Origin of the sequence: Desulfosporosinus paludis (assembly GCF_045689965.1) — a bacterium.
Taxonomy (GTDB): domain Bacteria; phylum Bacillota; class Desulfitobacteriia; order Desulfitobacteriales; family Desulfitobacteriaceae; genus Desulfosporosinus; species Desulfosporosinus paludis.
Genome location: NZ_CP144211.1, coordinates 3,493,954 through 3,519,926, shown reverse-complemented (window position 1 = coordinate 3,519,926; position 25,973 = coordinate 3,493,954). Strand labels below are relative to the sequence as shown.

Annotated in this window: 29 protein-coding genes and 2 pseudogenes; 13 read left to right on the top strand and 18 right to left on the bottom strand. The window is 42.1% G+C overall.

The features are described from left to right. Window positions 1-376 precede the first annotated feature (376 nt). From VZF35_RS17520 to VZF35_RS17500, 5 genes are all read right to left on the bottom strand, one after another. A complete protein-coding gene (locus VZF35_RS17520; RefSeq protein WP_407306946.1) occupies window positions 377-1,669 on the bottom strand; it encodes an MFS transporter in 1,293 nt (430 codons plus the stop codon). Window positions 1,670-1,825: 156 nt separating this feature from the next. After that, window positions 1,826-2,311: a MarR family winged helix-turn-helix transcriptional regulator gene (locus VZF35_RS17515; protein ID WP_407306944.1), complete on the bottom strand. Its 486-nt coding sequence runs from the start codon at window positions 2,309-2,311 to the stop codon at window positions 1,826-1,828. Next, window positions 2,274-3,899 (bottom strand): DHA2 family efflux MFS transporter permease subunit, encoded by a 1,626-nt coding sequence (locus tag VZF35_RS17510; protein ID WP_407306942.1) that lies wholly within the window; start codon window positions 3,897-3,899, stop codon window positions 2,274-2,276. Before VZF35_RS17510 ends, VZF35_RS17515 begins: the two co-directional genes overlap by 38 nt. A gap of 15 nt (window positions 3,900-3,914) precedes the next feature. Continuing rightward, entirely contained in the window at window positions 3,915-4,565 is a 651-nt protein-coding gene (locus VZF35_RS17505) for an HlyD family secretion protein (RefSeq protein WP_407306940.1), read from the bottom strand. 17 nt (window positions 4,566-4,582) lie between these two features. Next, entirely contained in the window at window positions 4,583-5,557 is a 975-nt protein-coding gene (locus VZF35_RS17500) for an HlyD family secretion protein (protein WP_407306938.1), read from the bottom strand. A 330-nt stretch (window positions 5,558-5,887) separates the two neighbouring features. On the opposite strand from VZF35_RS17500, the gene VZF35_RS17495 reads away from it, so the two are divergent. The 3 genes from VZF35_RS17495 (at window position 5,888) to VZF35_RS17485 (ending at window position 6,806) form a co-directional block, all read left to right on the top strand. After that, a complete protein-coding gene (locus tag VZF35_RS17495; protein ID WP_407306936.1) occupies window positions 5,888-6,103 on the top strand; it encodes a helix-turn-helix domain-containing protein in 216 nt (71 codons plus the stop codon). 220 nt (window positions 6,104-6,323) lie between these two features. Beyond that, window positions 6,324-6,545, top strand: coding sequence for a DUF1659 domain-containing protein (locus tag VZF35_RS17490; protein WP_407306934.1), 222 nt, complete (start codon window positions 6,324-6,326; stop codon window positions 6,543-6,545). Between the two features lie 21 nt (window positions 6,546-6,566). Further along, the gene (locus VZF35_RS17485) at window positions 6,567-6,806 is read left to right on the top strand and encodes a DUF2922 domain-containing protein (RefSeq protein WP_407306932.1); all 240 of its coding nucleotides are present in this window, start codon (window positions 6,567-6,569) and stop codon (window positions 6,804-6,806) included. Between the two features lie 85 nt (window positions 6,807-6,891). Here the strand turns inward: VZF35_RS17485 and VZF35_RS17480 are convergent, their stop codons facing one another. Beyond that, window positions 6,892-7,332, bottom strand: a complete 441-nt coding sequence (locus tag VZF35_RS17480) for a DUF134 domain-containing protein (RefSeq protein WP_407306930.1) — start codon at window positions 7,330-7,332, stop codon at window positions 6,892-6,894. A gap of 138 nt (window positions 7,333-7,470) precedes the next feature. Here VZF35_RS17480 and VZF35_RS17475 point away from each other — a divergent pair, with 138 nt between their 5' ends. Beyond that, window positions 7,471-9,123 carry an FAD-dependent oxidoreductase gene (locus VZF35_RS17475; protein WP_407306928.1) on the top strand — a complete coding sequence of 551 codons (1,653 nt, stop codon included), beginning with the start codon at window positions 7,471-7,473 and terminating at the stop codon, window positions 9,121-9,123. A 148-nt stretch (window positions 9,124-9,271) separates the two neighbouring features. Beyond that, entirely contained in the window at window positions 9,272-10,063 is a 792-nt protein-coding gene (locus VZF35_RS17470) for an SGNH/GDSL hydrolase family protein (RefSeq protein ID WP_407306926.1), read from the top strand. Between the two features lie 165 nt (window positions 10,064-10,228). Here the strand turns inward: VZF35_RS17470 and VZF35_RS17465 are convergent, their stop codons facing one another. Both VZF35_RS17465 and VZF35_RS17460 read right to left on the bottom strand, forming a co-directional pair. Continuing rightward, complete coding sequence (locus VZF35_RS17465; protein WP_407306924.1) at window positions 10,229-10,546, bottom strand: type II toxin-antitoxin system RelE/ParE family toxin; 318 nt, start codon at window positions 10,544-10,546, stop codon at window positions 10,229-10,231. Next, complete coding sequence (locus VZF35_RS17460) at window positions 10,533-10,802, bottom strand: type II toxin-antitoxin system Phd/YefM family antitoxin (protein WP_407306922.1); 270 nt, start codon at window positions 10,800-10,802, stop codon at window positions 10,533-10,535. Before VZF35_RS17460 ends, VZF35_RS17465 begins: the two co-directional genes overlap by 14 nt. A 328-nt stretch (window positions 10,803-11,130) precedes the next feature. Between VZF35_RS17460 and VZF35_RS17455 the strand changes: the two genes are divergently transcribed. Next, window positions 11,131-11,592 (top strand): hypothetical protein, encoded by a 462-nt coding sequence (locus VZF35_RS17455; RefSeq protein WP_407306920.1) that lies wholly within the window; start codon window positions 11,131-11,133, stop codon window positions 11,590-11,592. Between the two features lie 59 nt (window positions 11,593-11,651). Here the strand turns inward: VZF35_RS17455 and VZF35_RS17450 are convergent, their stop codons facing one another. The 6 genes from VZF35_RS17450 to VZF35_RS17425 form a co-directional block, all read right to left on the bottom strand. Further along, a complete protein-coding gene (locus VZF35_RS17450; RefSeq protein WP_407306918.1) occupies window positions 11,652-12,857 on the bottom strand; it encodes an ABC transporter permease in 1,206 nt (401 codons plus the stop codon). Between the two features lie 5 nt (window positions 12,858-12,862). Next, window positions 12,863-14,020, bottom strand: coding sequence for an ABC transporter permease (locus VZF35_RS17445; protein WP_407314684.1), 1,158 nt, complete (start codon window positions 14,018-14,020; stop codon window positions 12,863-12,865). Further along, window positions 14,013-14,720, bottom strand: coding sequence for an ATP-binding cassette domain-containing protein (locus VZF35_RS17440; RefSeq protein ID WP_407306916.1), 708 nt, complete (start codon window positions 14,718-14,720; stop codon window positions 14,013-14,015). The genes VZF35_RS17445 and VZF35_RS17440 overlap by 8 nt, the downstream gene beginning before the upstream one ends. Before the next feature lie 2 nt (window positions 14,721-14,722). Next, window positions 14,723-15,790, bottom strand: a complete 1,068-nt coding sequence (locus VZF35_RS17435) for an HlyD family secretion protein (RefSeq protein WP_407306914.1) — start codon at window positions 15,788-15,790, stop codon at window positions 14,723-14,725. Between the two features lie 14 nt (window positions 15,791-15,804). Continuing rightward, the gene (locus VZF35_RS17430) at window positions 15,805-16,458 is read right to left on the bottom strand and encodes a TetR/AcrR family transcriptional regulator (protein WP_407306912.1); all 654 of its coding nucleotides are present in this window, start codon (window positions 16,456-16,458) and stop codon (window positions 15,805-15,807) included. Between the two features lie 109 nt (window positions 16,459-16,567). Beyond that, window positions 16,568-16,699: a hypothetical protein gene (locus tag VZF35_RS17425; RefSeq protein ID WP_407306910.1), complete on the bottom strand. Its 132-nt coding sequence runs from the start codon at window positions 16,697-16,699 to the stop codon at window positions 16,568-16,570. A 150-nt stretch (window positions 16,700-16,849) separates the two neighbouring features. Between VZF35_RS17425 and VZF35_RS17420 the strand changes: the two genes are divergently transcribed. From VZF35_RS17420 to VZF35_RS17390, 7 genes and pseudogenes are all read left to right on the top strand, one after another. After that, on the top strand, window positions 16,850-17,062 hold the full coding sequence (locus VZF35_RS17420; RefSeq protein ID WP_407306908.1) for a helix-turn-helix domain-containing protein: 213 nt from the start codon (window positions 16,850-16,852) through the stop codon (window positions 17,060-17,062). A 400-nt stretch (window positions 17,063-17,462) separates the two neighbouring features. Continuing rightward, window positions 17,463-18,488, top strand: a pseudogene (locus VZF35_RS17415) (IS1595 family transposase). Window positions 18,489-18,637: 149 nt separating this feature from the next. Continuing rightward, complete coding sequence (tnpA, locus tag VZF35_RS17410) at window positions 18,638-18,976, top strand: IS66 family insertion sequence element accessory protein TnpA (protein ID WP_407306906.1); 339 nt, start codon at window positions 18,638-18,640, stop codon at window positions 18,974-18,976. Then, window positions 18,973-19,344 carry an IS66 family insertion sequence element accessory protein TnpB gene (gene tnpB, locus VZF35_RS17405; RefSeq protein WP_407306904.1) on the top strand — a complete coding sequence of 124 codons (372 nt, stop codon included), beginning with the start codon at window positions 18,973-18,975 and terminating at the stop codon, window positions 19,342-19,344. Before tnpA ends, tnpB begins: the two co-directional genes overlap by 4 nt. Before the next feature lie 149 nt (window positions 19,345-19,493). Further along, window positions 19,494-20,926, top strand: a pseudogene (gene tnpC, locus VZF35_RS17400) (IS66 family transposase); the annotation flags it as partial. A 24-nt stretch (window positions 20,927-20,950) separates the two neighbouring features. Further along, on the top strand, window positions 20,951-21,112 hold the full coding sequence (locus VZF35_RS17395; protein WP_407314682.1) for a hypothetical protein: 162 nt from the start codon (window positions 20,951-20,953) through the stop codon (window positions 21,110-21,112). Between the two features lie 38 nt (window positions 21,113-21,150). Then, window positions 21,151-21,396: a hypothetical protein gene (locus VZF35_RS17390; RefSeq protein WP_407306902.1), complete on the top strand. Its 246-nt coding sequence runs from the start codon at window positions 21,151-21,153 to the stop codon at window positions 21,394-21,396. An 85-nt stretch (window positions 21,397-21,481) separates the two neighbouring features. Here VZF35_RS17390 and VZF35_RS17385 read toward each other — a convergent pair whose 3' ends face one another. The 4 genes from VZF35_RS17385 to VZF35_RS17370 form a co-directional block, all read right to left on the bottom strand. Beyond that, a complete protein-coding gene (locus VZF35_RS17385) occupies window positions 21,482-22,930 on the bottom strand; it encodes a hypothetical protein (RefSeq protein WP_407306901.1) in 1,449 nt (482 codons plus the stop codon). Between the two features lie 127 nt (window positions 22,931-23,057). Next, window positions 23,058-23,723, bottom strand: a complete 666-nt coding sequence (locus tag VZF35_RS17380; RefSeq protein WP_407306899.1) for a class I SAM-dependent methyltransferase — start codon at window positions 23,721-23,723, stop codon at window positions 23,058-23,060. A gap of 374 nt (window positions 23,724-24,097) precedes the next feature. Continuing rightward, window positions 24,098-25,615: an oligosaccharide flippase family protein gene (locus VZF35_RS17375; RefSeq protein ID WP_407306897.1), complete on the bottom strand. Its 1,518-nt coding sequence runs from the start codon at window positions 25,613-25,615 to the stop codon at window positions 24,098-24,100. A gap of 143 nt (window positions 25,616-25,758) precedes the next feature. Next, entirely contained in the window at window positions 25,759-25,947 is a 189-nt protein-coding gene (locus VZF35_RS17370; RefSeq protein ID WP_407314680.1) for a transposase, read from the bottom strand. Between the last annotated feature and the right edge of the window lie 26 nt (window positions 25,948-25,973).

The following is a 25,973-nucleotide window of genomic DNA, read 5'->3' as shown; positions in this document are numbered from 1 at the left end:
CTAAAGACTAAATTCTGAGCCTATCAAAAGTACACAACAAAAAATTTCCAGGAACCTTACTTAATTTTAAAGGAATATCGGTCTGAATGTTGAATAGAAATCCAATATCCATCAATTGTAAGGAGTTAAAGTTTATGCCATGGATACGGTTTAAAGATTCCCCCTTACATTTACCAACACGTCAGGACCTCCTCATTATCGTTGGAGTTGTGGTTACTTGCCTTATTGTCATTGCTTATTTCATTCTAAGGTCATAAGCAAAGAAGATAACTATTAGCGTTAGAGCTGACTTCAAAGTCTAAGAAGAAAAATCAGGAGGTTCCGCAAGGGATTTCCTGATTTTTCTTCTTAGATTATTAGTTTTTCGTTATTAATCCTAGCCCAGAGAAGCACCCTTCTCCTCCATCGGCCATCTAGAAGACCGCGCGGGCAGACGATAGGAAATCCAACTGGCCATTAATAGGAGAAGTGTTGTTAAACCAAAAGCAAAGAAATGCGTCCCAAAGGTTTCATATCCCCAGCCGCCTAGAAAAGTCCCGATGGCTCCTCCAATTTGGTGACCAAAATAAGCCCAGCCATACAAAAGACCCAGCAGCTTTGTCCCATAGAGATCACTGAGAATCGCCGAAGACATAGCTGTAGAACCTGCCCAAACCAGTCCGCCGGCAACTCCTACAGAATACAGCTGCCAAGGGGTGGCTGCCAAAACTAAACCGAGAAATCCAAGACCACGTACCAAATAAATCCAAAACAAAATTATTTTGCGTTCATAGCGATCCGCAATAGAGCCTAAGAGCAATGTGCTGAAAATCGCTACAATTCCGATGATCCCAATTCCAAAAGACGCCGTCATCGGATCAAAATGATGATCAACAAGCATGGGAACCCCTTGGGAACCCAGAAGGTTCATACTAAACCCACAAGTAAAGAGTCCTAAAACGATCTGCCAATAAGCTTTTGTCCCTACTGCATCCCGCCAGGTCATTTCCGATACCTTAGAAAGGTTATTTACGCTAGACCTTCCATCAATACCTTTAACTGTTTTGTCTGGTTTAACCGCATCATTCTCACGATCTGCCCCCTCCGGTACATCATCACGCATTACAAACAGAGCACAGGGAACCACGATCACTATAAATAACCCGGCAAACAACCAAAGCGTTTTATGCCAACCCCAGGCCTCGATCAACATCGTCTCCAAGGGAGTCATGATGGCGATACCCGCCATGGATCCGCTGGATAAGTAAAATAAAGCCTTCCCTCTTTGCCGTACAAACCAACGGCTGATAATAGGAGTCATTGCAACGGGGCTTAAGAACGAAAGCCCAATAGAAAGCAAAATCCCAAAGGACAGAAGAAGAGATCCCTCGCTTTTCGCCAAAATCGTCCAGATTAAAGAGCCACAGACGATAACCATGCCCACAAGTAACACTGAACGTGTACTATAGCGTTTGATTAGAAATCCAGCCAAAGGCATACCTAACCCATACATTAAAGCACTTACTGCGGCGATTAAGGAAAATTGAGTGCGGGATATCCCTAAATCTTTCATCATAGGAATAACAAAAGGGCCGACTCCCAAACGAAACCCCACGGTAAGCAGAGTAATTAACGAAGCCGCCAGAACAATATACCAGCCATAATAACTATTTTTTCGATTCTCTTGCATATCGATCGTCTTCTTTCCTACTAACTAATAATATTGCAAACAGCACAAAAAACTCTAACTTGTGCAACTGCTCTCTCCTCAATATGTAAGCAATGAATAGGAAAAGAAAAGACCCAGTTGAGTAGATTCCTCGTTCTGAGTCTTTCCCTGGTGAAATTACAATAAATCATTACCTTTGCTTAGATCGTTGCCTTTACTTAATAGCCTGTACAATACCTCCAGACCAGTAATTATTTTCTCCAGATCTTCTTCATTAGCTTCTTTAAGCGCATCCGCAATGTACTTGTTGATAAGCTCCTTAATAACATTGTTCTCTTGAAATTCCGGTGTCAGAGATAAACGTACAATTCTGCGATTGTTCTCGGGGATTTCTCGGATGACGACTCCTTGATTAACCAAACGGTTTACAATCCCTGAAACAGTGCTTTTGGACAACCCTATACACTCACTCAGTTCGTTCAAAGTTATATAAGGGTGCTTACTCAGACCAAGGATCAAACCCATTTGTGGTCCGGTAAAGCCATATTGCCGAGATTTTTCAAAAATTTGGTCCCGATATATTTTTTGAACGGCTTTAAATAGAAATACGATTTGTTCAGAAGGGTTACTCCATAAAGCCTGCGAATCCAGCTTCTGGTTCATGAGCTGCCTTCTCTCCTTCTAAACTAGTATTGGGCTTGTTCTTGGTGGTCGCTTTTTTGGGCCTCATCATGAGTACTAAAACAACTGCGATGAAAACTGCTGGAACCGTAACTGCAATGGCATAATTCATGGCATCCAGATAAGACTGACCATAAATCAACTGCCCAAGCGTGGAAAAGGCCGATACTTGAGCATCCCCTTGGGATAAACCCGAACTCATAAACACACCTTGCAAAAGATTAGTCGCATACGTTGCCGTATGATTAAAGGGAGTAATCTGCTCGGCAAGTCTGGCATAGTTGAAATTTGACTTGGTAGAGATGATCGTCGTCATAAAAGTAATTGCCATAGCTTGAGTAATACTTCGAACTGTAGTTGACAAGGCCGTCGCTTTAGGGTAAAGATGCCTCGGTACAGCATTCATGGCCGCCGTATTGACGGGCATCATGGAAAGGCCCAGTCCAAGACCTCGAATGGTGGCAATAAAGGTAATGGTTGCTGCCGGCGTATCCATGTTAAACAGAGACATTTTATAGGTGGCATAGGCCACGATTAAAAGTCCGGGAATCGTTACCACTTTCGCCCCAAACCTGTCAAAAATAGCACCGCTGACAGGCATCATTAAGCCGGAGGCAATCGCTGACGGGAATAAGATCAGTCCTGTTTCCATCGCCGTGTAGCCTCGTAAATTTTGCAGGAACAGGGGAAGCACATACATTCCACCCATTAGGGCCAGCATTGTGATCGTGGTAATTAATTGACTGAGCGAGAAATCATAAATCTTAAAGACCCGCAATTCCAGCAGCGGATCAGGATGCATTAATTCATTAACAACAAAGATCAGCATACTGAAACAACCTAAGGCAATTAACAACGGAAATTTAATATTTCCCCAATCAATATTATCCGCTTCACCGAGAACGTACAAGAGACTTACAATTCCAATAACCGAGGAAAAAAAACCAATAAAATCAAAATTCCCTTTATAGGGTTTGAGCGGAGGTTCTTTGAGCAAAATACTTGCAAATAAAACTCCAAATATTCCAATCGGAACATTGACATAGAAAATGAACCGCCAATCCATGGCTTGAATGATATATCCTCCTAAGGTAGGCCCAATAGCCGGGGCAGCCATTGAGGCAATCCCCCAGAAACCTAAAGCCTTGCCTCGCTCATGGAGGGGGAAAATCTGCATAATATAAGACATTCCGACCGGCATAATCGCTCCGCCGCCAATTGCCTGGATAACCCTGAAGACAATCATCACGTTATTACTCCAGGCAAAACCGCAGAGAAAGGAGCCTATAGTGAAAATACTCAAGGCAAACATAAAGAGTTTCTTGATTCCAATCGTATCGCTTAAAAACCCTGTTATAGGTACTATGGCACCCATAGCCAAAGTGTAACCCGTTAATATCCACTTGACGGAATCCAAATCTGCGCCAAAAACGCTCATCATTTTGGGAATCGCGATATTAACGATACTGCTGTCCAACATAACCATAAAAGTGCCTATGACAACCACAAACAAGGCAAACCACTTATACGCCCCGTCACCTGCGCTTTCTGTTGGGTGATGTTCTGTCATACTCATTTCACCTCATCACTTAATGTGAATATTCACAACAGCATTTGTACCTGGCAGTAAGGACGTATCGACTTTATCAAATTCAATCTTAACCGGTATCCTTTGCACAACCTTGGTAAACGTTCCGCTTGTCGATGTCGGAAGCAGGGCAAACGTGGCATTCGAAGCCTGCCCAACGTATTTAACCTTACCGGTAAACACTTTATTGCCAAATTGATCAATCGTAATATCTACTTTTTGACCTTGCTTAACCTTGCCGAGTTTTGTTTCCTCAAGATTCGCCGTGATGTAAAGTTTGGAAGGATCAACAATCATCGCTACCGTCTGTCCTGGGGAAACGATTTCTCCGATCATACCTTGCTTTTTAATCACAATTCCGTTGATCGGTGCTCTAAGAACTGTTTGGTCGATGTTGGTTTCCTGAGGATCACTCAGACCTTGGCGTCCGATAATCTGATCCTTAACAACCGTATCGCCTTCCTCGATGTTTAATTCTAAAAGTTTTCCGGAAATCTGGGGACTCACATTGGCAATGTCGCCCTCTACTGTCGCATCGTCTGTCGAAACATAATAAGTATTTTGATACCAGTAATATCCACCGATACCGGCAAAGGCTATAACCATTACCGTAAGAATTAAGTAAATTATCTTTTTACGTTTTTCCATACTCTTCTCGCCTCTCCTTACTTTTTAAGGCCAATTTCTGCCAGCATGCCAGGCTTTAAGACAGGGTCCGGATTCTTAATTTGGATTTTTGCCAACACGCTTGTGCTCCGTGAATCAATCACAGGATCAACCGAAGCAACTTCTCCAACAAATTCTTTATCCGGAATTTCTGAGACCTTCACCAGGACCTCCTGACCGGCCTTCACGCTTCCAACAAGTCCGGCTGGCAATGAAGCGCTTACGAATAAGGAGTCATCATTGACGACGGAAAGCAACGCCACTCCTGGAGAGGCTAATTCTCCAATATTGATATTTTTTGCACTAATAGTACCCGAAATTGGGGCGACAATCGTTCCATTGGCAAGCTGAGTTTTGGCTAAGTCCAGGGCGGCTTGGGCTTGTTTGACTTGAGCTTGCAAAACATTGATGGTTTCTTGGGTTTCTCCTTTGCTCAGCATAGTCAGCGAGTCTTGGGCCGAGTTATACTGGGCCTGAGCAGCCGACAGCTGGGTTTGAGCGGTTTCCAATTGAGCTTGCGAGATTGCACCGGCAGAAGCAAGCTGTTGATTCCGATCATAATTCGTTTGAGCATTTGTATAAGCAGTTTTGGCAGCGTCCAACTGGGCCTGAGCTTGCGAAATCTGCTCAGGACGCGATCCAACCTGAGTCTTGACCAAATTTGCTTGAGCAGTATCCACCGCAGCTTGAGCCTGGGCTACTTGGTCTTCGATATCCTTCGTATCCAAGGTAATCAGCGTATCCCCTTTTTTGACTACGGAACCAACGTCCACGGAGATAGCAGCTACTTTGGCTGCGATTTTCGACGTGATCTGAGCCTTATCGTTGGCGTCAAGAATCCCGGCCATAATATAAACCGGCTTATTTGTTTGAACACTGGCGCTTGCTTGCTCGCTTGGTTGGCCTGCCCCTGCCGTCCCGCAGCCGGTCAGCCCAACAACTATGGCTAGCATGACTAAAACAACTCTTTTCATTCCAATCCCCCTTGTGTTTGTACTGCAACCGTTCGCATGCAGATTGTTTGCAGGCATAACTAAACTTACCTCTGTTTACGACGCCTGTCAAGACCCAAAATAAGCCTTTGCCGGGCCTTAGGATACCTCAGTTGGAATTGCCGGAAATAATGACGAAAAAGAAAGCAAGCAGCCTTTTATCATCCAGAACGTATCTAAGGACAGGCTCATATAATAGGAAAGAATTATCTAAGGAGGCGTCCCTCTAACTTTTTCAAAGCAGGTCTGAAACGAAATCCTTAATAAAGTCGCCTAAGGAAAACTATAACCTAAGGATGGAGGATCTTAAGTTTGAAAGCAAGAAGCCAAATAAACTATGCCGGCCAAAAAGTGAGAAAGGCCCGCCTTGACGCGCACATTGGGACCCAAAAAGAGTTAGCTGAGAAGAGCGGCATCCCTGCTAATATCATCAGTGATTTAGAGCGGGGAAAACGTCAGATGAGCCCAGCATGGGCAAAGCGGATTGCCGAAGCAGTTGGCGGGGAGTGGTCAGACTTCATCGATTAGCCCAGGTGTGATTCCATTCCCGGTCTTTCCCCGCGTTGTGACAGGAATAGGCCCAAGTCAATATACTGGAATTAGGACAAGCATTCTCAGGCAGGGAGCAATTCACTTACCATCCCTATCAGCCCTAAGATTTTGAATCTCCTGCCATTACGAACAGTCGGCAGAAGCGACTGTTTTTGTATCGAGAATTCTGCCCAATAGTATAGAAAGGAGCATGTGTATGGCAATAATCAGTAACGCGAGAGACTCAGTGATGGTCGTCACCTATCAAGTTGGTTTGACTGCCCAAGGCTCACCCAAACTCAGTCAGCGCAGCATTGGCAATGTCAAATCGGCCAGCTCCGACCAAGACGTCTATGACGTGGCCGTTGCCCTCTATGGACTCCAAGATTACCCCTTAGTTGGAGTGCGCCGGGACAATCGCCTTGATTTAACCGAGTAATAAAAGAAAGGAGGAGTGCCAATGGCCAGCACCAATAAAAAAGTTTTGCGCCTGAGCTTTAACAACGCTTCCGGCAGTGCCGTAACAATTACGCTGCCCCAACCTAAGGCCGATTTGACAGCCGCTGAGATTGAAACCGTCATGGATTTAATCATCGCCAAAAATATTTTCCTCACCTCCGGCGGTGACCTGGTTTCCAAACGAGATGCGAAAATTATCGAAACAACGACAGATGACCTCTACGATCCACCTGCCGTATAACCCATCCCCTTAGGCAGTGCAGAAAATCAGTAAGGCATCGGGGCAAACCCGATGCCTTTAAAGCTGCTGTGTGGTCCAGCAGCTCTTACTTTTCACATTCGGTAATACATTGCTGCTTATTACACACGATCTTATGGGAACCGCAATACTGGCATACAGGCCCTTGTTCCTCATAGGTCGTATTCATTTCATTCCCACAGGAGATACATCGGAAATTACAGACATTTTTCGTATAATGTCCTCCACCGATGGTGATCGCCCTATTTTCTATCAAGGCTCCGGCGACCTTCTTCCTTGCCTCATCAATGATATTCTGAAAGGTTTGCCTGGAGATCTGCATCCTTGCGGCACACTCTTCCTGGCTGAGTTCTTCTATATCCTTTAACCTCATGGCTTCTAGCTCTTCTATTTTAAGTTGAACCTCTTCAATTCCCTCTAAGCGATCACATTTTCCCTTGGGACAGGGGGCAAAATATTTATTTTCGGGAATATACTCAACCCTTCTCCATTTAACTGGCCTAGGCATAAGATTCTCCTTTCACTTAACAGCTGTGTTATCACGAATTAGAATAACATGATTATTGTCAAATGCCAATAATCATGTTATTATTTTCATAAATTCATAAACTCGGTTTAAATCTTTTAGCTGAAGGAGAAGTTTGTGATGAGCAAAAAGGTACTCATTGTTGGGGGAGTTGCTGGAGGAGCCAGCGCTGCCGCCCGCTTGCGCCGTTTGGATGAAGAGATGGAAATCATTATTTTTGAACGCGGAGAACATATTTCCTACGCTAATTGCGGCTTGCCGTATTATGTCAGCGGAGTCATCACTGAGCGGAGTGCACTTCTTGTGCAAACACCCGAAAGTATGAAAAAACGCTTTAACCTGGATGTGCGGATTTTCAGTGAGGTCACCCGTATTTTTCCTGAAGAAAAAGTCGTTGAAGTCCAAGAAGCCGGTGGCAAGATCTATCGGGAATCTTATGATCAATTGATACTTTCTCCCGGAGCCGCTCCGCTTCGTCCGCCGATTCCCGGAATCAACGATATCGAATCCCTTGTCGTGCGCAGTGTCACAGATATTGATCGGATTAAACGCTATATCGATGAGCAGAAGCCGCAAACCGCAGCTGTCGTGGGCGGCGGCTTTATCGGCCTGGAAATGGCCGAGAATCTCCAAGCAAGAGGCGTAGCCACTACGATTATCGAAATGAGCAATCAGGTCATGGCTCCTCTGGATTATGAAATGGCTGCAATTCTCCATGAGCAAATCTTCAACAAAGGTGTCAACCTTATCTTGGAAGACGGAGTAAAATCCTTTGCTAAAGAAGAAAATAAAACGGTCATCACCCTCCAAAGCGGTGAGCAAGTACAAACAGATTTAACGATCTTAGCTATTGGGGTGAAACCTGAAATCAAATTGGCTAAAGAAGCCGGCCTGGCCATCGGAGATCTGGGAGGAATCAAAGTTAATGAAAAACTCCAGACATCAGATCCGAATATATACGCCGTCGGTGATGCCATCGAAGTCAAACACTTAGTCACCGGACAAGCCGCGCTCATCCCCCTAGCTGGACCTGCCAATAAACAAGGCCGCATTGTCGCCGACATTATTGCCGGACGGAATAGTCAGTATAAAGGGACCCAAGGCACCTCTATTGCCAAGGTTTTTGACCTAGTGGCAGCTACAACCGGCGCCAATGAAAAAATGCTCAGCAAACTGGGAATCCCCTATGAAGTATCCTTTACCCACTCCGCTTCCAATGCCATGTATTATCCCGGATTCGCCAGGTTATCCCTTAAACTTATCTTTGACAAAACTGACGGCCGGATTCTGGGAGCCCAAATCGTCGGGGCTCAAGGTGTCGATAAGCGAATTGATGATATTGCCGGAGTCATCCGCCGCCAAGGCACTATCTATGATTTACAGGAACTCGAGTTGGCCTATGCCCCACCCTTCTCATCGGCAAAGGATCCGGTGAACATGGCTGGCTATGTGGCTGAAAACATTATCAATGGAGATGTCCAGACGATTCAATGGCACGAGCTAAGAAAAATGAACCCCAAAGAGGTCTGTATCATCGATGTACGGACGGAAGAAGAACGCAGAGGGAAATTTATTCTCGGCTCGGTCCATATCCCCATCGATGACCTACGTAATCACTTATCCGAGCTTCCTAAAGATAAAGATATTGTGGTTTACTGCGAGATCGGGCTGCGAGGTTATATTGCCTATCGGATTTTAACGCAGCACGGATTTACACGCGTTAAAGATTTAAGCGGTGGCTGGGTCACATATTATCCGGCTGTGTTTGGTTAACTTTGGTTATAGAATCGAGAAAAGCACGAACAGTTTTGTCCGTGCTTTTCTTTTTCATCGATATTAATAGAGAATTTCTCTGTTTTTTAGACAAATTTCCCCTTACTTCGCAACAGATTTATGGGATTATTAAGAGTGGAGTAATCTATTGACAGACCGTTTAATCAAAAAATATCAATTTAGTACCAGAAAGAGAGAAAAACTAACAGCCATGAAAAACAAAGCAGCAATATTCTTATCCTTAACAATCGTCTTATCAATGGCAAACTTTTGGATTCCGAAAACTGTACATGGAGCACAGGCTACCCTGACCACTTCAACTGTTGCCAATGCCCATTCCCTAACCGGTATTAAAAAATTAAAAAACGATAACATCAAGGCTGTTATTCTCGGAGACTCAATAGCAGTCAGTCAAGGCGCTTCGAATCCTTCAACGACAGGGTGGGTTTCTGAACTTATGACATCATTGACCAAAATATATTCACATAATATACTTTGGAATAATAAAGCTTCATCTGGAACCCTTGTAGATTATTGTTTGCAGAGAGCTGAAGAAATAGACGAAACTACAGACGTTGTCTTTATTTGTGTAGGAAGGAACGATAGAAACTATTATACGTCTGATCAGTTCTGCCTAAAATACACTCAACTAGTCCAGCTCATTAAACGGAAAGCTCCCAATGCAGATATATTTTGCATCGTTGAACCCCCTATGGTCTCTTCCGATGAATCCTTATTTAAAGGCATTCGATCTGCACTTACTATCGTCTCTATTAATAATAAGGTAACCTTATTAGATGTGTGGAGTGCTTTTCCAACCGATCAATCTGCTTTAGCTGACATATTAACGGACGGCCTTCATCCCAACGACGCGGGATATAATCTAATGTCCAGTTACATACGTAGTCAACTAGTCAATATGATAAATTCGGCCAACTGAAAACAGCCATAAAAAAGTTTCGTGGGGTAAACCACGAAACTTTTTTCTTTTTCGATTAACTGAAATCATCTCAACTCAGTTCGACAGATTAATAAATATGTTGAAAATGCAGGCATCACAAACCACATAACCCCCCATATGTTTCGGCATTCCTGCTTTTTGATTTTATCTCTTAATTTGTGTCAATAAGTTGGGATAATCCCGCATCCCATGAAGTACTCTGTATATTACAACCTCGTCATCAATCAGCTTATAAAAAACAATGTAGCTTTCGATAATTAGCATACGGTATTCTTGTTTTGCCAACTCATTATCTGGTACAATTTTACCAACAAGCGGAAGCTCTGCAAGCATATCAATTTTGTCAGTAATCTTATCAATCATGGCAAGCGCCAATTCCGAACTGTCTGCAGCAATGTAAAAGAATATTTCCCCAATGTCTTCACGAGCAATCTGTAGTATCTTAACCTTATACCTGCTCATTACACAGACCTCTGATATATTCTCTCACATCATCTGTAGTGTAGGTTGGTGCGCCACTAAGACGTTGTTGTTCAGCCTCTAACAACTTGGCTCTTAGATTTAGCATTGCTTCTCTACGTTCAAACGCGGCAATGCTCATTACAACCAACTCGCCCTCACCATTTTTGGTCAAATAAACAGGTTCAGACTTTTCCTTACATATTTTTGTTATTTCACCAAGCTCTGTCCTCAACGCAGATGTGGGTTTAATGATCATTATTCATCACTCCTGTGCAAAATTCTGACTTAATTATGCTTTTATTATATGCTAACTTTGTCACAGTTAGCAACAGGACAATGAGTTAAAGTAGTAAATCGCATTTACTCTGTTTTGTCGACCGAAAGCATATTGAAACTTTCGGGAATTCTTCTAAATTACAACCCATCATCACAAAACTGTCACAAAAGAAGCTTATAATTACAATGTGCGTTAAAAAAAAGAAAAGGAGCCGTAAAATGTCCGCCTCTGGTTATACTAGAATTGAACCCATACCCCTAAACCTATTTGACGTTAAATTAATTTATGTGAAGGAGCTATAATTCCCATGAAATTAAAAAAAGATGGATCACTGAAAAAGTCCAAGGGTCCCGCCGGTTCACTCGTATTGTATATTGCCTCTATTGTTGTAGCTTTAATGGGACTTGCCTATTTAGTGACAAACATTGTTTTGTTCCAAAAAGCTGTGGCTCAATATGTTGCCCAAGGATACCCTGCTGTTACAGTTACCAGCCAATTGATTCCCAGCCAATTGCTGCCGGGAATTTATGAGCCAATCGGTGTCTATGGCGGTATCGCTCTCCTTTTGTTTGGGGTCGGTATGCTCAATCAAAAGCTCTGGAATTATCTCAGACTAAGGGATATATCAACAGAGAACGCTCAGCTTAAGGCTGATGAGACTAATGAGACTGATATCGCAGTTTCTGAAACCAATACGTTAGAACCCGATGATCTTAAAAGTGACGAATTCGAATCGAATAATCCTGAGTCGAGGGAAGAAGAGCAGTGAGCTCTTGCGCCCATATGATTCCAACAATATGGGCGCAATTAAACTCTATGCCAGAGTCGTCAGCTCAAAAGCCGCTTATCAGGATAATCAACACCGCCATTGACCGCCACTCCAGTTTGAGCCGGCGGTTTTCTGCGCTTGGAGAAAGTCAAGGCAAAGAAAGAACTCACTGCTGCCATGACGATCAACACCATAACCTTATCAACGATATAATCGAACCCCAAATTTTTTACCGTAGCCAGACGGAAGCTTTCGGCCATCCAAGTGTAAGGCATAAGCCGAGCCAGCCAGTTAATGACAGCCGGGATATGAGTACTGGGCCAGGAATAGCCGGAAGCGACAAAAATGGGAATCGAAATCAGCATAAGATAACGGGTCACCAAGAGAGAATTAGGTACATAAACGGAAACGATAAACCCTAATGAGACAACAATTAAATCAAACAGCAGCCCCAGCAGGAGGATCAAAGCCACCGAGCCTTCAATCTTAGCATTAACAAAGCGGGCAGCAATCCACATCAATAAACCGTAATTGAAAAAGTTGGCAATAAAATAAGGTAAAGCTTTACCGCTAAAGATCTTCCATTGGGGAACTGGCGCACTCAGAAACTGAATCCAAGAGTTTTGTTCCTTCTCCCGCGTAACTGTTAAACCAATACCTAAAAGACCAATCTGTTGGAAAATCATCAGGGCCAGGCCCATAAAGATAAAGGTAGCGTAGCTGAAGGTTGGATTATACCAAACCTCCATACTAAAAGAAACTGTATCCATAACATTGGTTATCTCTTGCTTTGTCATACCCAACCCACTGAGGTAAGCAGCCGTATGGTCTGCACTGAAGGTATTGAGCACTTGCTGAAAATACTTGCGTGTATTGAAGCCATAAATCAGGTTGGACCCATCATAGATGGTCAGGATCTGGGTAAGTTGATGCTGAGACAATTTTTGGGAATAATCTTCGGGGATCACGACACCCGCACGCACCGTTCCGTTTTTCATTCCCGCCTCTAAGCCGGCATAGGTGGCCACTTCCGGTATCACCTGGAAGTTCGGGGTATTCTCAAAGGCCGAAACAACTGCCCGACTTTCCTGAGAATGATCCAGATCAACAATCCCCAGCGGCACATGCTGCAGAATGCTGGAGACGTAAACCAAACCGAACAACGAGGCATAAAGGAGCGGTACAATAAAGATCATCAGCAATAGCACCCGCTCTTTTAAAATATGTACGATTTCATAATGAGCTATATTCAAGATCTGCTTCACATCAATCACCCCTTATGCGAAACGCTGCCGAATACCAGACGTAACCCTGCAACGCTATAGAAGAGGACAGCCATTAGTCCCAACGCCAAACAATAGTGGCTCATAAATCCCCAACCCGGATTTTTAAAGGTCAGATAATTCACACCTTGAAAGAACCAAGTCTGGGGAAGGACCCAAGCCGCAGACTGGAACCAATGCGGCATAGCCCCAAGGGGCCAGGTATAACCTGAGATCACAAAAGCCGGCAGAGCGATAATCATCCCATAACGGGAAGCATTCACGGCATTTCGGGAAATGCTGGACATCATCGTGCCTAAGCTATGCAGAGTAATTGTAAACAGGAAGGTAAATAACAGGAAGCTCGGCCATCCGCAGGCCAGAGGAAGCTTAAAGACCACAAAGGCCAGAAAATACAGAGGGAAAACCAACAACATGAAAACACCGATATGAACAAGGGATTTGCTGAAAAAAAGCTTAAATGAAGATACTCCGGAAGCTTTAATCTGAAGCCAGCTGCGCAGCCCATTCTCGCCAATCACTGTCATGCAAGAAGCCAGCGTCAGGCACTGCTGCCAGACATTTAAGGCCAAACCCAGCACCATGAAATAGGCATAATTTAAGGTGGGATTAAACCAAGCCTCTTCCGGAAAGGCGATGGACTGATAAGCCTCTTGGGCCTGATTCACTTGAATCCCCTGAGCAATTAAGGTTTGAATCCCGACTTGAGCCCCCAAGGTTCGAGTAATCGTCAGTACCGCACTTGAGGCATTCGTGGCATAAGCCATGTTCATGCCATCAATCATCACAGCTACCTTGGTCTGGCGCTGCAAAGCAACATTCTTGCCATAATTCTCAGGAATAACAACCCCAACAATCACCTGGCCTCTTTTAATAGCCTCCTCCAACTGAGCATAACTGTCAAAATAAGCAACCACCTGCAAATTTTGCGTATTCTTCAGTTCCGTGACAACTTGCCGACTAGCGCTGCTATTATCCAAGTCCACAATCCCGGTGGAAATATTACCGATTCGCTGGTAGCTATAGACCCCTGCGAACAGCAGCAACCCCAGCAGCGGACCGATAAGCAAAATATTGCGCAGGCTCTTGTCCCGCCACATGTAAAATAATTCACGCTCCATAATTGCCCGGCATTGTCTAAGCATGACAGCAACCACTCTGTTCTGTGTAAAATTTCTTCTGCCTTTCCCACTCTGCCAAGGCAGCTTCCAGTTCATAGAGACTCATCTCTCCACCCTCCAGCCAAGCCACTTTGTTTACATAGTCACAAATCTCAAAATTACTGAAGGTGCTGACACAAGTTCCTCCTTCAGCCAGGAATTGTTTCAATTCCTTTAAGATAAGGCTGCGCGAGTATAAATCAATGTCGTTCACGATTTCATCGACAATTAATACTTTCGGTCGATTGAGCAGAGCACAAGCCAGAGAAAGCCGCTGCAGAACTCCAATCTCCAGGACAGCTACCGGCTTAGACAGATATTCCTGGAGTTGATAACGCTCAATCATCTCACGCACATTGGCCCGCGGCGCCTTCTTTAAAGCCGCAATAAAATCAAGATTTTCGATCACCGTCATATCCCGAAACATACTACACTCCTGAGTCACAAGCCCCAATTCCCGCTTAAACTTCTCAGTTTTTCGGATATTCCAGCCCAATAGTTCGACCTGCCCAGAGGTAAAACGGTCAACCCCCGCTAAAATATGTGCAAGAGACGTCTTTCCCGCTCCACGAGTGCCAAAGATCCCCAAACATTCTCCAGGCAGTACCTCAAAGGATATGCCCTTGAACAGTATTTTGCGGCCTATTTTCTGCACCAGATTATTAACCCTAATGACAGGCTCCATCCCTACTTGGCCTCCTCTACGATTTTAGCCTTGGCGGTCATCCCCGTCTTCAGGGCTAAATCCTGATTAAGCACATCAATCTTGACCTGGAAACTCTCAATATCATGCTCATACTGTTCATTGATCGCTTTCTTTACGGCAAATTCCCCGGCTCCATTGATTAAGACCACTTTCCCTTTAAAGACCCGTCCTGGGAAGGCATCCACAGTAATCTCCGCATCTTGATTCAGGTGGACACGCCCAATTTTAGCTTCGCTTATGTAAACATTCACATAAGGATGGGCCAAATCTGTAATCTCATAGACCGGAGTGCCCGCATTCAGCATTTCACCGGCTTGAAGGTATTTTTGAGTGATGAAACCGGACATTGGGGAAAGCAAATGGGTATCATTGAGATAGGCACTGGCTTTTTGAACAGCTCCACTGGCCTGTGTCACCGACCCCTGAGCAGCCTGATATTGGGTCTGAGCAAGGGTTACGTTGGTCCGAGCAGACAAAGCCTGATCAAGGGCGGCTTGGGCTTGCTGCAGCTTGCTCTGGGCCAAGTCATAGGCATTCGTGGCATCATCCAAGGTTTTCTGCGGTATAGCATCCCCTTTAAATAAGGCAGTAGCCCGGTCTAAGGAGGATTTAGCATCTTTAACTCCTATTTCAGCCTGAGTCACTTGAGCTTGAGCCTGGGTTATCGTACTTTCCACCTGTTGGCTTGTTAAAGGGACCGCATCAGCTGCCCGCTGCGCCTCTTCAACCGCCGCATTATACGCACCCTGAGCAGTGACAACATCAGAACTAATCTCTGAGCCTTCCAAAGAAGCTATCTCCTGCCCGGCATCTACTTTACTCCCCTCAGCGACAAGGGTTTTCTCCAGCTTACCGGGGACTTTGAATGAAGCCATGACATCCGTAGCTTCAAGGGTTCCTGTCGCCGTCAGACTCTGCTGTTCACCAGCCAAGGCAACCTCGTGTTGATAAAAATAGCGGTTAAATATAAGCAGACTTCCTCCAATAATCGCTATAAACAAAATAAAAGCACCGACTTTTTTAACATTGATTTTAGCTAAGGCATCCACGACTCTCTTCCTCCTTATGACATAAAGATTCCCTCAAAAATAAGCTTCAGTATGTGCTGCAAGCGTGCTTCGAGCATCCCCTCAGAAAGCATATCCTCCTGCCAGAGAGGCTGAACGATCTCCCGCCGATTAAAATAAACGAGACACAACGCCTGAACACTAAGGATCACCTGACGAATGTCAATATCCGCTCGGATAAACTTCCGCTTAATCCCATCCTTAATAATGCCGTCAAACTCTAACTCCACCAATTCAAAGAATTGAGGAATCACCTTCCGTGCAAACCGACCACCATTCAGCGCTTCCCAACTGATCAGCCGTACAAACGCCTCGTTGTTGGCCAAAAAATAGAAGTAAGCCCGAATTGCCCTGGTCACATTCTCTTTGGGATCATCCGCTAAAATGAAAGCATTCTTGCTCATGGTGTAGATTTTATCGTAGTTGAAACGCAAAACTTCCACATAGAGATCTTCCTTGTTGCCGAAATAATGATAGAGCATTCGCTTATTAATTCCCGCATCCTCAGCGATCTCATCAATCCGAGATCCATCAAACCCCTTCTCGGCAAAAATCTTCGTTGCCGAATTCAAGATCCGTCCACGGCTCTCCTCAGAGCGTTGTTCCCGACCATCCCCCTTTTTCGGTGTCGTATGTTCGATGTTATGCATAAGACGTCCTCCCAAATTAATCAGGTATGTAACTAGTTAGTTACTTTTCTATAAAACTTATTCTAAGGTTTCCATGCTTAATATGTCAAGATAATTCTGCTTCAATGAATCATTCTTCCTTCTTTGATTGATCAAGATCGTTGCCTGACTTCAGCAGAATAAATTCCCTGTCTTTGCCGCAAATGTACATCTCCTCAGTTTGACGCTGGATCTGCTGAATTTCTTCGATGATATCTGTCATTTTGTTGAATAATATACTGTACATCTCTTTGTAATCCACCATTGTACATCACCTCACTGCCAGGTTACACTAATCATTTTATGCGTTTTTTGCATAAAAATCAATATGCGATTATTGCATAATATAAAATGATTCCTGAGGTGTATGCACATGTACCAACGATTACGTGATTTAAGAGAAGACAGGGATTTGACCCAGAAAAACCTTGCAACCTTGTTGAAGATAAGTCAAACTACCTATTCAAGATATGAAAGCGGTGTCCTGGATATTCCTAGTACCTCGCTGATTATACTTGCTGAGTTCTATAAAACCAGCATCGACTATTTGGTGGGATTGACAAATAATAAAAAGCCGTATCGCTAACGTTAATGTTAAGTGCCAGTTAGAAATTACGTGCCTGATTAAAAAAGCAGTAATGTAAAGGATCTTATTAGGAATAGCAAATATAAATAGCTCCTTAAATATCGATAGTCATGTCACGTTGATCTGATAACCCAGCGATGATCTTATGTAACCCAAGTTTCTCCTAAAGCTTACGAAAAACCATAGCAGGACCGTGCTCTCGACTCTATAACCTAAACCTACAACCCCTACCGTAAATTGTTTACTTTGATTTTATCTAATAGTTTTTGCCTCATAATTAAAGTCCTCCGTACAATTTAATTTATTGGCTTAGTTAAAGAGTGTTGTTGATTTTTGCAAAGTTATGTCCAAGCCATGTCTTACAATAGAGTTAGGAACCTATTTAAGGAGGACTCTATTCATGGGTGGAACACTCTTTGGCTCTATTATTGAGCTTATCTTCCGTTTAAGCTATGACGAAACGGAACGGCTTGTCCTTAAAATACAACATATGCAGAGCAACTCGACCCAAGGCAATGCTAAACTGATTAGCAAACTCCGTAAAAGAAGTTTAGCGAAGGTTTTACTTGCCCTCATTGTAGAGGTTCTCATGTTGTTCGGTTTGGCAAGTTCAAGGGTCGTCAACGGTATCGCTGTAAGGACTGTTCCAAGACTTTTTAGCAACTTAACGGCTACTCCTTTAGCAAGAACTCGCTATCCGAATAAGTGGATTTGCTTTATTGACTGTATGCTCCAGGGACTTCCTCTTCGTAAATCAGCAGAGATTTTGGATGTTTCCCACGTAACCTTGTTCTACTGGCGACACAGCTGTTAACTGCTCTACGCAGATGGATATTCCTTCATTCAAGGGAATCTTAGTGATGAAACCTATTTTCTCTATTCAGAGAAAGGGAAACGCGGAATCACCTATCGCAAGCCTAGAAAGCGGGATGGGGTTGCTAAAGTTCGAGACATCAGTCACGAACAAGTCTGCGTATTGGTTGCCCGTGACCGTGATAAGAACACCGTTTCTAAAGTATCTTACCGAGGTCGAATCAGCAAAAAGCAAGTGGATAAACTCATTGGTTCATAGGTTTCGGAATCAAATATTCTTTGCTCCGATGCTTGGCGGTCTTACTCGATCTTTGCTAGGCAGAATGGCTTAGAACATTATCGTATTAAAAGTACCGAAGAGCATGTCAAGAAAGGAATCTACCACATTCAGAACGTGAATAGCTTTTACAAACGTCTTAAGAACTAGATGGAACATTTTTGTGGCGTAGCCAGCAAGTATCCGGATAACTATTTAGCATGGTTCAAGTTCTTAGATGCTAAAGGCTTTGAGAAAACTTAAGCCAACCTCAAGGAAATGCTTTACACCGCCTGTCTCTTTCGGGTTAGTGAAACCTATAATTCTTTGCGTTTGTCAGAATTCAGGGTCGCCTGATAGCATTATTTATTATCTTGGGCAAAATCAACACTAGAGTTTAAATAAGCCAATTTATTATGTAAGCGGTAGACTAAATAGCGTAGCGAAAAAATCTCCTGACTTTGTTACTCCGTTAATAACAGTGAATAGAGACAGGAGGTTTTTATATGGCTAGAGATTTAGCCCTGGAACAACGTTGGCGAGACCGTATCAAAGAATATCGCCAGAGCGGACTGAGTGTAAAGGAATGGTGCCTGCAAAACGGACTAAAGAATACCTCATTCCATTATTGGGTTAAAAAGTTTAAAATCATAGAACGACAAGATGCCAGAGATAACACATTCGCAGAAGTGGTTCTACTCCCAGAAGGTAATAACAGCACAGAAGAAACATTATCTATGAAATCTGAATTTTCCTTATCCTTTGGCGACTATTCCATCAGCATACCAGATGGTTTCAATCCGATCACCTTGGCAGAACTGGTGAAAGTTCTGCAGACGCTATGATTCAGCATATGGCCGATAGCGTCGAACATATTTATCTTGCCCTTGGATATACGGATTTTCGGAGGCAGATTACTGGATTGACGGCTATGGTTGCTCTGCAGTTTAAAATGGATCCCTATTCCAGAAAAACATTGTTCCTATTCTGTAATAAGCGCCATACAGCAATCAAAGCGTTGAGATGGGATGGAAACGGATTTCTGCTTGCTACTAAACACCTGGCTAACGACATGAAATTCCAATGGCCAAAAACACAGGGAGAACTCAGGGATATCAGCATCAGACAGATGAAGTGGCTGTTGGAAGGTTTGCAGATTGACCAGAAAAAGGCACATCCCTCAACCGTCGATACGACTAGTAGTGTCTTTTAAAATCAATAAAATAAAACACATCATTATGCTGGCATCATGTTTGTTTTTGCATGAAACCAGCATCATTTTATGCCTAAAATTACCGAATATATCGCAGTATTCGAGTATTTCCGGTATAATAAAGGTATGATTTGAAGGGGCAAAGACGGATGATGATATACCTTGAGCAGGAGCTTTCCAACCTCAAAGAGTCGGAAAAGAAGCTTCGCGAAGAGAATGAAATAAAACAAAAACGAATTGAAATTCTGGAACATAACGTGGAAGCGTTGACTCAGGCACTCCTGCAGGCAGCCAAGCAGCGTTTTGGTGCGTCCAGCGAGAAAACACCGGATGGAAACGGACAGCTATATCTTTTTGAGGGAGAAACAGAGCTTTCATCAGAAGAGGAAAAAGCACAAACACAAACGGTAAAGGCACACGCGCGCCTTAAAAGAAAAAGCGGTGACAAAGCACGTCAAATCGCAGATATTCCCCGCGAAGTAGTGGAATGCGTTTTGAATGTAGAGGAAGTGTGCGATGTCTGTTCTTCTTCTCTACAGGTTATCGGTAAGAAAACCGTAAGAACGGAGCTAGAGTATATACCTGCAAAGTTAAAGGTTATCGAATATATGCAGTATACCTACAAGTGCAGTACTTGCGGAACCACAGAAGAATACCCAGACGCAGTTATTAAGAAAGCACCCGTTCCGGCGCCGGTGATGCCGCGGCCCCTTGCATCCGCAACGAGCGTTGCATGGATTATGTACCAGAAGTATGCCCTAGCTATTCCCCTTTACCGTCAAGAGAAGGAATGGCTGCGTATGGGCATAGCCTTGACCCGATCAACTATGTCAAACTGGGTGATCCAGTGTGCTGCCTCCTGGCTGAAGCCTTTGCGCGAAAGAATGCGTGAAAGGCTGCTTACATATGATATCGTCATGAGTGACGAAACGACCATCCAGTGTAATAAGGAGGAAGGACGGAAGGCATCTAGCAACTCATACTTTTGGCAACACCGGAACGGACCGTGTGAGAGACCACCGATCATACTGTTTGAGTATACCCGTACCCGGGCAGGCGAACATGCCAGAAAATTTCTGGAGGGTTTTCCGGATTTATCATAACTGACGCGTATATAGGTTATGAAAAGGTGGAAAACATAACACGCTGTTTATGTTGGTCGCACCTGAGGCGATACTACCATGAAGCTATTCCACTGAACAGCAGCAAAAAAGAGATCCCGGGTTCTGCCGGTGCCAAAGGAAGAGCTTATTGTAACAAGATTTTTAAACTTGAAAAGCAATGGAAAGAACTACCGCATGAGAAGCGTAAACAGAAGCGTCTAGAACAGAGTATTCCTGTTTTAAATGCCTTTTTTGCGTGGGCTGAAAATGTGAATACTAATCAAGAGCCTTTAAAGAAAGCGATTAAATATACACTTAACCATAGGGAGTACTTTACTAACTTCCTGTTGGATGGGCGTATTCCTATCTCGAATAACATGAGTGAGAATTCAATACGAGCTGTAGCAGTAGCACGAAAGAACTTTCTCTTCTCCGACACTCCACAGGGTGCCGAAGCCAGTGCTCTTGTATTTAGCATCATAGAAACGGCAAAAGCTAATGGTTTGGATCCCTATGAATATCTAGTTCACATATATAGAAACCTGCCCAATCTGGATTTTTATAACAAGCCGGATTTGTTGGAGAGCTTCATGCCCTGGGCGGATATGCTGCCGGAATTCTGTTATGCGAAGAAAACTAATAAGGAAGCTGAGGAAGGAAAATAAGCAAGATGGCGATGACTAATATTAACTACATAATGGATATGACGAAATCGTTTTTAGATGGAGAAATCGACTGCATAAGTTATTGGCTGGACTTTCCCTATGAGATAGAAAAGCGCTATCGGAAGATGGTCCGGGAAGACAGAGACTATGCCGAACTTATTTTCGATTATCTAGTAGAAGAAGGAACTAATAAGTACGATGACTTAACTGATGCCCAGTTCAAGAAGCTGATCCGTAAACAATATAAATACATCAAGGATGTTGCAAGTGAAGGATTTTTGTAAGAACGTTAAATTCGCCCCGATTTTCATTAGTTGAAATCAGGGCGAATTTTTTGTGCTACGCCATTTGTTCCACCGCTTACATTTATTATATTGACTTCTTGAGAAACCCTGCTACCCTCTGCTTTATCCCAATGATAATACTGTCCGAGATTAGGGGGAAGTATTTAATTCTAGAGTTAGTTACTTCTACGTTTTCGACTAATCCACCTCTACTAACAAAAACCCCTATTTGATTACCCGTTGCATTAGTCTCATTGCCATCAAATTTGAAATCTCGTATTGTAGATTTATTATCTACAAATATCATTCCCACAGTAGCAGGCGAGTAGTTCACTCCGTTCATAAGTTTTATTATGGCATTATTTCCGTCAAGAACATTACCATATGTTACATCAAAAGCATAGCCTCCACTAATATGTGAAATATTATAGTTTCCTTCGAGTAATGTTACTTTACCTGTCCTTGGTAATATTGCGTTATTTATAGCATTGCCTATATCTGATCCGACACATAAAAATGCAGGAAAAGAAATACCACCTACTGGGTAATATTTTGAATAATAACACAATAGTTGATTATTGGGAAAAGTATCTCTATTAATGGTATTAGTAATTACGGAGGGAGTATCAACTAAATGAATAGGATCATAGACTACTACTCCTAAAAATTTACGTTGATCCTCTTTAAAAAAGGGGTCTACACATTGATAAAGTTCAAGTACCCCACCTTTTCTTGCATCATAGTATTTGCTAATTAATAAATAATAATTTCCGTTATATTTAAAGGGTGCCGAACAGTATCTATCGCCAGTAAATGTAAAGCCATTTAATGATCTTTTCCAGGATGTTAAATTAGTCGATGTCCAAACATTAATACTTCTATCTCCACAAGTTGTATTTGTATACAAGTAGTATGTTGATCCTACTTTAATTATACCAGCTGGGTCGGCTTCATTTGCAATTACAGGATTGCTTGCAGATTTAGCCCATACAACCCCATCACTTGACGTAGCCAAACAAACATTATTACCATTACCACGATATAACGCAAACCAGTTAGATCCTTCCTTCCAAGGGTTAAAAACTGCTACACTTTTATTATCCCATGTTCCACTACCACTGACTGTAAGTACTGGATTATGTGCTATATCAGCAGTCCAAGTAGTTCCGTCTTTGCTGGTGAAATGTAAGATATTCTTATAGGTACTATCGGCACCATAGGCATGGTAAATCGTACCATCATACCATACTAAAGAAAAGTTAGCTCCCGTTAATATTGGAGATTTATTTGGTTGATTCCATGCATTAGAAAGATTCAATATATCACTAAATGCAGCCCTGATTTGTTCCTCATCGTTTGTTCCTGTACAAACATAATCAGCAGAAGCTTTGGACTTGTCAGAGGAATTTGACGCAGCAATTATTCTTGTTGCGGTAAGTCCTTTAGAAGCGTTGTCTTTAGGTGCGGTAATTATACCGCACCCGCTTAAAATCATGACAAAGCTACAAAACAAGATCATTAATAGTCTTCTCATTTACAACCCCCCATATAAAATCTTTGCGAAATTTCTAAGTTATCAACATTCCTATAACATCATACTAATAATTTCAAGCCATCCCCTTGTGTAAGGAGCAGATCCTAGCATGGTTCACCCCCCTGGGTTACGATAGTTGTCGTAGGCTCTTAAGTACAAATAGAATATGCTTATGCTGACCCCAGACCCTGTGTTGTTTCTCTACTGAAAAATATTTAGACATTAACCTTTTCAAGCTTGCCTTTGAAGTCATTAAACTAATATCAATTTCCCAATGATGTTCTGGCTCAATAGATTTTGCCGGTATACGTATATTTATGTCTATAGGCCAATTATTCTTAAGAAAACCGTTAAGTAATAGTAGATATCTACCTGAGCGAGGTAAAGTAAGAACTGTCCAGTCAGCTAAACGAGAGAAACTTTCAAGACAGTTTTCAAAATGCTTATATGGTAAATGCTCTAATACCTCAGCACATAGAATAATGTCAAATTTTTGTTCTTTAAAGATAGTCGCTAATTCAGTAACACTTCCTACAATATCAGGTTTCAAATTTCTGTTTATATCGACAGTTGTTAATTTGTATCCAAAATTCCTAAGTATAGAGGAAACTACACCATTCCCGACACCAATCTCTAATATTGAGACTGGCTTTATGTTTTTAGCCGCTAGATTTACCACAGCCTCCACCTGAGCACGATAACTCATCCATTGAAACGACTTAAAATAGCCCTCTGTTAAATACCTATTAAAAGGTAAAGATGCCTCACCTTCCATCGAACGTCCTGTAGCCATTCCACATACCTCCTAAATTATAATATTACTTTTTGTATAATGTCGTAATTGATCTTAACTTAAATCTTTGTTCTTAGTGGAGTAAACCCTAGCAAATCAACTTCAGGTAACGATCTGTCTGTTCCCCCTAGTTTACTTCGGAGCTTCTCAATAGCCCAACCATGGACGAGTACCAAAAGGGCTCCTCATCTAACAGTACGTGTCCTATTATAGCTTACGGCTCCGAAATCATTCATGAAGGCATTCACAAGTCAACTATTGGATAAATAACCCATTTCTTGTACACCTGAGCTGAAGCTTAAATTTACACCATAACATCAATGGTATTAAGTTTTTTATAAACTTTTTCAAAATAGGCTGATCTCACTTACGGCTTACAACAGGTACTCATCCGTAACACGCAAATTATCCTTCAAATAATTAAGGCGTCTGTAGAAGATCAAAGTGTAAATGAACATTGCAAGCGACCCAACTGTAAACAATCTTATGTACATATTTACGCCAATTCGAATTAGCATAAATTCGATTGATAATTCAGGAATAATGCAACCCATGCAAATTAATATTATATATATCATATGCTTCCATGGAAATATTTCCCTGAATCTGCATTTTAAAATTTTTGAAGAATGATACAATTGAATATATGCAACTGACGCAATACTTAAAAGCGTCGCCCATGCAGGACCTGTGTAACCTATTAAATACCACAAGGAAAAAACAAGAAAGACATTAAGGAAAAGAATTATAAGCGAATAATAAAAAACAAATTTTGTATTACCGGTAGCATTTAAGATCATGCCATAATAAGTGACTCTAAAGAGTAAAATTAAGGCGTAAACTCTGAATACCGGAACTCCCGTTATATATTTAGAAGAGTATAAAAAGCTTACTATCTCCGGAGAAAGTAAAAAAATTATACTGACCGAAACGGAAAGAATAATAAAACACATTTCGGATGACAATTTCCATATTCTTATTACTTCATTTTCTTGTCCCTGTTTGAGCAGTTTTACCACAGTAGGGAATAATACCGAAGTAAAAGAAGCTGTTATCACAGTAATAGGTAGCTCCTTTGCCATGTTAGTGTATTCCGCTAGTTTTACAGTTCCCATAACATGAGCAATAAAAAGTTGGTCTATATTAAGTGTGACTGTACCCACAATAGAAGAAATCCAAATGGGAACAGAGTATGTAAAAATCCGTTTGTGTAATTGTATATCAAATTTACGAAATAAAAAGCCACCAGCATACCAAATAAGTATAAAAACCACAAATATGCAATAAGTGCTATAATATAAGAAAAATAAATATAAATATCTAACAACACCAAACTTTAAAATAAATGTTATAGCAGCAATTAAAATTTGAATAAAAGCGGTTACCATCCGTGTATAGATAATTTGCTTGGTTTTCCCCCATGTAATCAGTGAAACCTCAAATATGCTATCAAATATTGAGAAAAGCGGTAAAAAGACCATCACAGGTAATACTAAAAGTAAATCTTTATTACCAAAATACCAAGTAATTAAATACCTTAAAGCGAAAATTACTAGAGCGGCTATCAATCCAAGCATTAAATTGAGAAAAAGCATTTGTGAGATAATATTTCTTTGCTCATCTTTAGAATCTGACGTAGATAGAAAAAAATTACAGCTTGCACCTGCACCAAGCGAGAATATCGTAACCGCAAGCCCAGTAATTAAGAATATCTGTGAATAAGTTCCGTACTGTATCACAGAAAAAGCGCGTGTAAGTACGATTGCGTTAATCAAACCGGAAATAAGCGTCATAAATCTTGCGAATGAAAGCGTGGCAAAATCCTTAAAAATATTAATCCTCATACATACTCCAAAATTAATTAATTTTTCGTAGTGTTGATACTGATGCAAAAAGACAAACTTGATTCCGTCTTAAAGGGTTTTTGCTAAATTCACAATGCAATATTTGGTAAAGCACTCGTTCTTTTTAAAAATAGTCCATGTTTTTCTTTGCATCTACCCATTTGAACATCATTACTTGTCTTATCATGTTTTTAAGACAAAGCAACCCCTAGATCCTCTTTTCGAAGTTTCTTAGCAATCTCAAGCATATGTTTACAAAACCTCCTAAAGTTTTGAGCTGTTACTTTTAACCCAACTACCAATTGAGACTTGGCCAATCCACGAACCTTTAGACGATTCATGCCGTGTCTCCGCTTTAAAGCGGAGTTGGTACACTCTATGCCTGCCTACGTGCTGCAATTACTTT